Origin of the sequence: Vibrio neptunius, assembly GCF_000967495.1 — a bacterium.
Lineage (GTDB): Bacteria > Pseudomonadota > Gammaproteobacteria > Enterobacterales > Vibrionaceae > Vibrio > Vibrio neptunius.
In genome coordinates this window covers 84,050-91,411 of the sequence record NZ_JXXU01000030.1, presented here as the reverse complement: position 1 = coordinate 91,411, position 7,362 = coordinate 84,050, and the positions used below count along the sequence as shown (strand labels likewise).

General features: G+C 44.1%; 6 protein-coding genes. 1 reads left to right on the top strand and 5 read right to left on the bottom strand.

Annotated features, from left to right (window positions below; genetic code table 11):
* Positions 1-18: 18 nt before the first annotated feature.
* On the bottom strand, positions 19-201 hold the full coding sequence (locus TW84_RS11425; RefSeq protein WP_045975762.1) for a hypothetical protein: 183 nt from the start codon (positions 199-201) through the stop codon (positions 19-21).
* A gap of 170 nt (positions 202-371) precedes the next feature.
* Here TW84_RS11425 and TW84_RS11420 point away from each other — a divergent pair, with 170 nt between their 5' ends.
* Entirely contained in the window at positions 372-986 is a 615-nt protein-coding gene (locus TW84_RS11420; RefSeq protein WP_045975761.1) for a DsbA family protein, read from the top strand.
* On the opposite strand, the gene TW84_RS11415 is transcribed toward TW84_RS11420, so the two are convergent.
* From TW84_RS11415 to TW84_RS11400, 4 genes are all read right to left on the bottom strand, one after another.
* Complete coding sequence (locus TW84_RS11415) at positions 983-1,432, bottom strand: hypothetical protein (RefSeq protein ID WP_045975760.1); 450 nt, start codon at positions 1,430-1,432, stop codon at positions 983-985. The genes TW84_RS11420 and TW84_RS11415 overlap by 4 nt on opposite strands.
* A 259-nt stretch (positions 1,433-1,691) precedes the next feature.
* Positions 1,692-3,494, bottom strand: a complete 1,803-nt coding sequence (locus TW84_RS11410) for an alpha-amylase family glycosyl hydrolase (protein ID WP_045975759.1) — start codon at positions 3,492-3,494, stop codon at positions 1,692-1,694.
* 170 nt (positions 3,495-3,664) lie between these two features.
* Positions 3,665-5,455: a M28 family metallopeptidase gene (locus TW84_RS11405; RefSeq protein ID WP_045975758.1), complete on the bottom strand. Its 1,791-nt coding sequence runs from the start codon at positions 5,453-5,455 to the stop codon at positions 3,665-3,667.
* Positions 5,456-5,979: 524 nt separating this feature from the next.
* Positions 5,980-6,993 carry a methyltransferase gene (locus TW84_RS11400; protein WP_045975757.1) on the bottom strand — a complete coding sequence of 338 codons (1,014 nt, stop codon included), beginning with the start codon at positions 6,991-6,993 and terminating at the stop codon, positions 5,980-5,982.
* Positions 6,994-7,362: the final 369 nt, after the last annotated feature.

Sequence of the window (7,362 nt, the reverse complement as noted above, 5' to 3'; positions counted from 1 at the left end):
TTGCTAAGCGCTTGTTGTTTAGGCACTCTGAACTAACAGCTCAATAAGTTCGTCTTCTGTTTCAGGTATTTTGTTAAATTCCACACTCACATCCGCACCGCCCTTGAGCATATACGCTTTACTGGTACAGTGATCATGGTGAAACCATTTACCATCTACACACACGTCAGTGTAACATCTTGGGTCTTTTTTCAGTTCCATGGGCATCCCTCTTGTTAATCTCTGTAACATTATGTCAACATAAATGATGTAATGACTTTGTTAAAATGATCTCGATCAAGTAGAGGTGACAATTACCTCTATGGGGTTAAAGGAAATAGACGAATTGGTGATGTAGACCCTGATTCGCTACTCATTATAAGGATGAACTCATGCAAGCAGCCAAACTCTACTACGTTTACGACCCTATGTGTTCTTGGTGTTGGGGTTACAAGCCCACTTGGGAAAAGATCCAGACTGCGTTAGCTGATGAGGTGACAGTGCAGTATGTGGTGGGTGGATTGGCACCAGACTCTATGGAGCCTATGCCCATCGCCATGCGTGAACAAATTGCCTCGTATTGGAAAAAGATCGAAAACTATCTGGGCACTGAGTTCAACTATGACTTCTGGACGAAAAACACCCCTAAGCGTTCAACTTATCCTTCTTGTCGAGCAGTGTTAGCGGCACGCAAGCAGGGAGCGGAGAAAGAGATGCTACGCGCCATTCAGCATGCTTATTACCTTCAAGCGCGAAACCCGAGTGACAGTGAAGTATTGATTGCGATAGCTGCGGAGATTGGTCTTGATGAAGCGCAGTTCTTGCAAGATTTTCAGTCTGAAGCTCTAAACCAACAATTTATGGAGGAACTGGGTTTCGCTCGTTCTATCGGTGGGAATAGTTTCCCATCCTTGTTTGTAGAGACGGCCAATGGTGTGGTCGAGCTGCCCGTTGATTATGAATCTGCCCAAGATACCATTGAGCAGATCCATCGTTTAATGGCTTAGGCTAATTGCGCGGGCTTTTTCTGCTGCATAACGTCTCGGATACTCATGCTCATTAGTATCAAGTTGGTGAAGCCCGCAATTAATTCAATAATCTGAATGATGTAAAACGTGTTGGTAAACTGCTCTGCGCTTGCAAGATAGTGAAGAAAGATGGCTGCCGGCGTCAGAACCAGCAAACCATTCAACGCGATAAAGGGCATGCGCTTTTTCTTTGCTGCAATCGGCCCTCTTGTGACCTTTGGTGCCATTTTCGCCCCCGTAATACCCGTCAATGCCATGGTTGGAATCAAAAACCATATGGCGTAGAAGATGTATGTCTTAACGCTTGCGATCTGAGCAAAACTGCCAAACAGTTCCACATAAAGCGTGCTAGTAAAGAAGCTTAGAATCATCATAAAGCCACTTAAGGCGGCTGATTTATGTATTGTTCGAATCCAGTTTTTCATCTTAATTACCTTTGCTTTATCTGTATGCGATGATTTAAATTTACAAAACAACAGTTGCAATTGCAAATGTTGTTTTTGCAATTTAAATTAAAAATAGCAAATGTGAAAGGTAAAAGATTGATTATTAGAAAGATTAAATTTGAAACGAAATAGTATTGCCCAGACATATCTGGGCAATCGAGTTCTATAAGACGTGTATTAGCGTTCGCTTTCGATAAGAATTGAAGAGACGGGCTCAAGCTGAATCGAGATTTCGTTGTTACTGCTCACCACCTTTTTGTTCCGAATCAGGGGCTTCAAGCTCTAGAAGCAGGCTTGCCAGTGGGGAAAGCAACATAGAAATAGAAGCGGAGGTTTGAGTCACATTCAGGGTGTACTCCGAGTCACTGATCCTATCTATCCAACGATATTGTCCGGGAAGCAGCTGCCACTCAGTAATGAGCGAGTAAGGGATAATCAGTTCGACTTGTTTACCTTGTTGCGCGCTGAAATTGGCAACAACAATCAGCTTTTGTTGTTCACTGGATCTGGCGAAAGCGAACAACTGATCTTGCATTTCGCCGAAATTGTCAAAGTTCGCTGCGTAAAGGTCATGATAGTCTCCCAATAGCGCAGAGCTTTTTAATGTTAGGTTAAGCAGCTTTTGGTAGAAGAGTCTTAGCGCTTTTTCTTCCTTACTCAGTTGGCCTCCGTCAAAAGCACCATGGTTAATCCAACGTTGATGGTGAGGGACGCCCACATAGTCGAATATCGACGTGCGGCTGGGTGTGCCAAATCCGCCAAGCTCCGCCCCAGGTTCACCGACTTCCTGACCAAAATAGATCATGCTAGGGGAACTTGATAGGCAAGTAGACACTAACATGGCGGGTTTGCCTTTTTGAGCACACCCCGAAAATTCAGGCGAAGCAAGTCTCTGTTCATCATGGTTGTCGAGAAAGTGCAGCATATGGTGCTCAATATCGCGTAGCTGATACTCAATGCGGCCAATCTCTCGCGTAGAACCGTGACCTTGTATAATTGATTTCAACTGGTCATAGAGATCAACCTTGTCGTAGAGGTAATCCATTTTTCCGAGCTGGATATAGTCGCGATAAAGTTCTGGCTGATAGACCTCAGCCATCAGAAAGGCATCTTGGTTAGCCATTTTTATCGAACAGTTGAGATAGCTCCAAAACTCGACAGGCACCATTTCGGCCATGTCGTAACGAAAGCCATCGACGCCTTTTTCAAGCCAGTAAAGTGCGATATCCCGAATCTTTTGCCATGAATCAGGAACGGATTTATCCTGCCAGAATTGATGGTGCTCTGAGTGAGGTTTGAAACGGTATTCTTCCGGTAATATAGGAAAGTCTTTGCTGCCGTCAGGGCTAACACCATAATTGATTTTTACTGTTTCGTACCAATCATCAATGGACGGTTGAGCTTTCCTTGAGCCGTTGCCTGTCCATTTTGCCGGAAACTCCTGATAAGGCGTTTTTAAATGAGGATGTCCCTCACCTCCAAGGATATTTTCAGGCGATAATTCGCTTGGCAGTTCAAAAGGAGTATCTGGAATGTAGTAGAAGTTGTTGTCTTTGTGATAGCAGACATTGGTGTCATCGTGAGCCCCAAAATCTTCCACGCCCGAAGGATTGTTTAATCCTTTATAAACACGAGCTACATGATTAGGCACAATGTCGATGATGACTTTGAGGCCAGCATGGTGGGTGCGACTGATTAAATCTTCGAATTCCTGGTTTCGTCGACTGGGGTTATCAGCTAGATCTGGGTTGACCGAGTAGTAGTCCTTTACCGCGTAAGGAGAGCCTGCACGACCTTTGACAACCGAAGGGTGGTCATTATCGATTCCTACATGCGTGTAATCATTGACTAGGGCATGGTGTGGTACGCCAGTAAACCAGATGTGTGTGATGCCCAAATCACGAATTTCATTTAAAGCCTTTTCAGTAAAGTGACTGAACTTGCCAACCCCATTGGTATCTATATTGCCCCATGGATGATTGGTGGTATTCGTGTTGCCAAAAAGACGAGTAAAGACCTGATAAATATTGTACTTCTTCATTCAACAATCTAACCATTCTTATTGAGGTTGATTTAAGGCTAGTGGAAGTTGATGGGGTTTGACTCCTCCTTTTGGCGAGAGTGTGGGGCGTAGAAAGCGGCTCAGTGATGAAAACGTGAGATAGAACGAAAACGCCGTGCGAGGCACGGCGCTTGTATCACGGAAGGTGATTATTTCAGGTCTTGATCAAAGTCACCGTGGAAGTGATCGTGATCAGAGACGCTGTCTGCTGCTTTGAGTCTTTCGCCAATGCGTAGTTTCTCTTTTGGCGCTTCAGCAGTAGAGAAGGCACGTTGCGCTTTCACTTCTGGCTCTGCTGGCTGCTCTGGGAACAACTGTTTGCTCATTGCGTAGTAAGTTGTTACGTAAGCAAGTGACTGAGTATTGGTATAAAGCGCGTTCTGGTTAACGTTGTTCACGTCATCACACGCCTGATGGTAACACTTATCATAAGACACATCGATGTCACCGCCGAATTTCTCAACTTCTTCAGCGGTTTTCACTTTCTCAGCACCAGTGAACAGGCCACCAAATGCAACACCCCAATCAGCAAAACCTGCGTAGTCAGAGCGTTTCGATAGAGCTTGAGGAATGGTTGCTTCTTCTTTATCAGTAAAGAACTCTTGGAAGATAGATTCGATGTCAGATGTGCCGTATGGAGGTTTGAAATCGCCAGTGTAAGCATTATCTGGGCTGTCTTTAGTATCGGACAAGTCACCGTCCATCACACCATAGATGTAGTTAGGTGAACCGATCATGTCGAAGTTCAGGTACAACTTCACTTTATTGAGCTCAGTGTAACGGGCTTCGACCAGTTCTACTTGCTCAGGCGTTAGCTCACTTGGATCTTTCAAACCTAGTTCTTCAAGAATTTGAGCTTGTGCATCATTGTAGATTGGTTGGAACAAGTCATTGGTGTAGTACTCAGATCCGACTAGACCTGCTTCTTCAGCCGCCCACCATGCGAAGCGAACTTTGTTCTTCACAGGTACTTCAAGCTCAGATAGGGTCACCGCATATTCAAGTAGGCCTGCTGTACCTGTGCCGTTATCATTGATACCTGGACCTTCTGGAACAGAGTCAAGGTGAGCACCAAGCATGACGACTTGATCGTCGTTACCGCGAGGGGTTTCAGCAAGAATGTTTTGCGTTACGACATCTTCGTCTTTCACATTGACCGTAAGGTTGGCCAATACCGTTTCAGATTGTGCTTTGTTGTACCACTCTTGACCAAGATCGAAGCGCGCGCCCAAAGCGGCGATGGTCGCTTTCGTGTCACTGCCTAGCGTGCCGCTAACGACAGACTTTCTGCCTTCATCGTTGCCTTGGTTGAAGACGATAACCGCTTTCGCCCCAGCATTCTGTGCGTTTACAACTTTGGCGTCAAACGCACAACCACCTCGTTGGATAACGGCAATCTTGCCTGTGACGTCTTTGCCTGTGAAGTCGGATGCTTCACAGCCATCAGTACTGTCGTAATCGGGTGCATCAAAGCGGAAGTCTGGTGTCACGAACGCGAGCTCGCCACTAATCTGGCCATTGGAATTACCTGAGTAAGACATGACAGCAAAGTCTGCTTCAACGCCGTCACTGGCTTCACGTACACTGATAAGATCTTTGCCATCGACGTTGGCTTTCGTACCAGCTAGCTCTTCCCAAGCACGGAAGTCAAACTCTTGTGTAGTAACGATGTAACCATGTTCTTTCATTGTTTCGACAATGAACTCAACCGAGTTGGCGTAACCCTTGGTGCCAGCTGCACGAGTAATGGAATTGCCATCTGTAGTGGCAGAAGCCAAACCTTCTAGCGTTACTAGGTGGCTGACGACTTCATCTCTATCGATGTTTTCACTGACGTATTTTGCCACCTCACGTGGATCGTCCCAGAAACACCCTGATAGCATGGTGGTACTGATAACAGTCGCGAGAATGGATTTTTTTGTTGTTATGCTTACTTGCATGTGTGACTCCTTGTTAAACAATCCTTTCCATTCTTCACAAAAGATTAAGTTATAAAAATGTTAAAATTAACATTTTTTATAAAAATGAATGCATATCAAATAATAACAATGAGATACATGTAATTCATAGATAGAGCTAATGTTCTAGATCTCAAAATCAACACTTTCAATTAGTTATATGATCTTTGTGGTCTTTTTATTGATAATTAACTTTTCAGCAATTTCGTGACACGTGATGAGTTAATATGCATTTTGTTGATTACCAATTTGCACTGTGAATAATAAGGCGAGCATAGAAGTAGAGTGTGTATAGGAATCAGTTGGGGCTGGTTGCTTTGAAATTTACTGTCGCTGTAATGCGCTCTGAGGGATACCCAGCGCATACAGGTGGGGTAAGAAAAGTTGGTAAATTCTTTGGTAGACTTTCGTAATGTTGGTGAAAGGTCTGTGCTACTTAAAGTTAATCTACATGGACTGCAACACTGATGCCAGTAGTATCGCAGCCCGTTTCACTGAATATCCGGTTAGCCTTTCATCACTTCCATTACAGTGTGTCCCGTGGCGAGTTTTGCGCTGCGGGCGACGCGTAGGTTTGATTTGGCGAGCAACTCTTCCATATCGGTTAAGCTGCGTTGATGGGTTCCGTCCTCACAGATAACCGATTGGAACAGCGCGTTGAACAGCAGTCGTGGAGAGCGCTCCCCGTTTTCAACCAGAGGTTCAATCACCAGCAGACGATTGTCTTCTAATGACCGAGCAATAGTGTCGAGTATTTTTTTACAAGACAGGGCATTCCAGTTGTGCAGGACATTTTTCAACAGATAAATATCGTAGCCAGAGGGGATAGAATCAAAGAAATCACCGCAGCAAACCTCGACTCTGTCGTGAATATCACTAGGCAGGTACTGCCAACTTTGCTCGCATACCTCTTCTCGGTCAAAGATACACCCAGACAAATGTTCGTAGCGATGGAGTAATTCTGCGGTAATCACGCCGCTTCCACCGCCAATATCAATCAAGCTACCAGCAAAGCTGAACATATCAGGGAAGACTCTGGCGAGCTCTGCACCGACCGGTCTTGAAAAGTCACGCATAGCGAGATCATACACGGAGGAACGAGAAGGAGTCGATTCCAAATACTGATAAAGCGTCTGATCAGAGATGTGTTTGAATCCGGAGTCTCCGGTCTTACAGGTATGGAGTAGCCCTTCATAGCCGCGATAATACTCTTCGCCAAACAGTCGGCAGAAATGTCGCATAGATTGAGGGTGGTCGGAAAGGAGCAACATGGAGTGCGTATTATTGCTGATCATTCGATCACACTCGATGTGAAAGAATCCAAATAGTTCAACGACCTTCAGCATACTTAGCAGAACCGTCTTGTCTGCATTGCAAGCCAAAGCGAGTGCGTCGATGTCGAGCGCGCCTTCTTTTAACAAGTCTGCAAGCCCCAGTTCTGCCGCCACATTGAGTGCTTTGGCTGCCAGAGGCAGCATCATGATTTCAGATATCTTTTTAGTGGATTCTACATTACTCATAAAACAACCTCATTAAACTATTGTTCATTGCTTAATTAGCAAGCTAGTCGAGAAAACTTAATATTTAATTAAGATTGCATGAGTTGAGTATATTACCGCTGATTTGGTTATCTAAAAGTAGAATCTTTCATTATATTGTGATGATAATTTTTATAATGAATTAAGATAGATAAATTTAATTGCAAAGTGTTCGCTATGTGTGTTTATGGTCAATTTAAAGTCATTTTATAACTGATTGAATTGACTATAAAAGAGATTTTTTTATCTTAAGTTACTGTTATTTATAATTTATATCCTCCGTTGCAATACCCCTGAAACCTTGGTGATTAAAACCAATTTGTTTCCTTAATTAAATCCTAAGTTTTCACG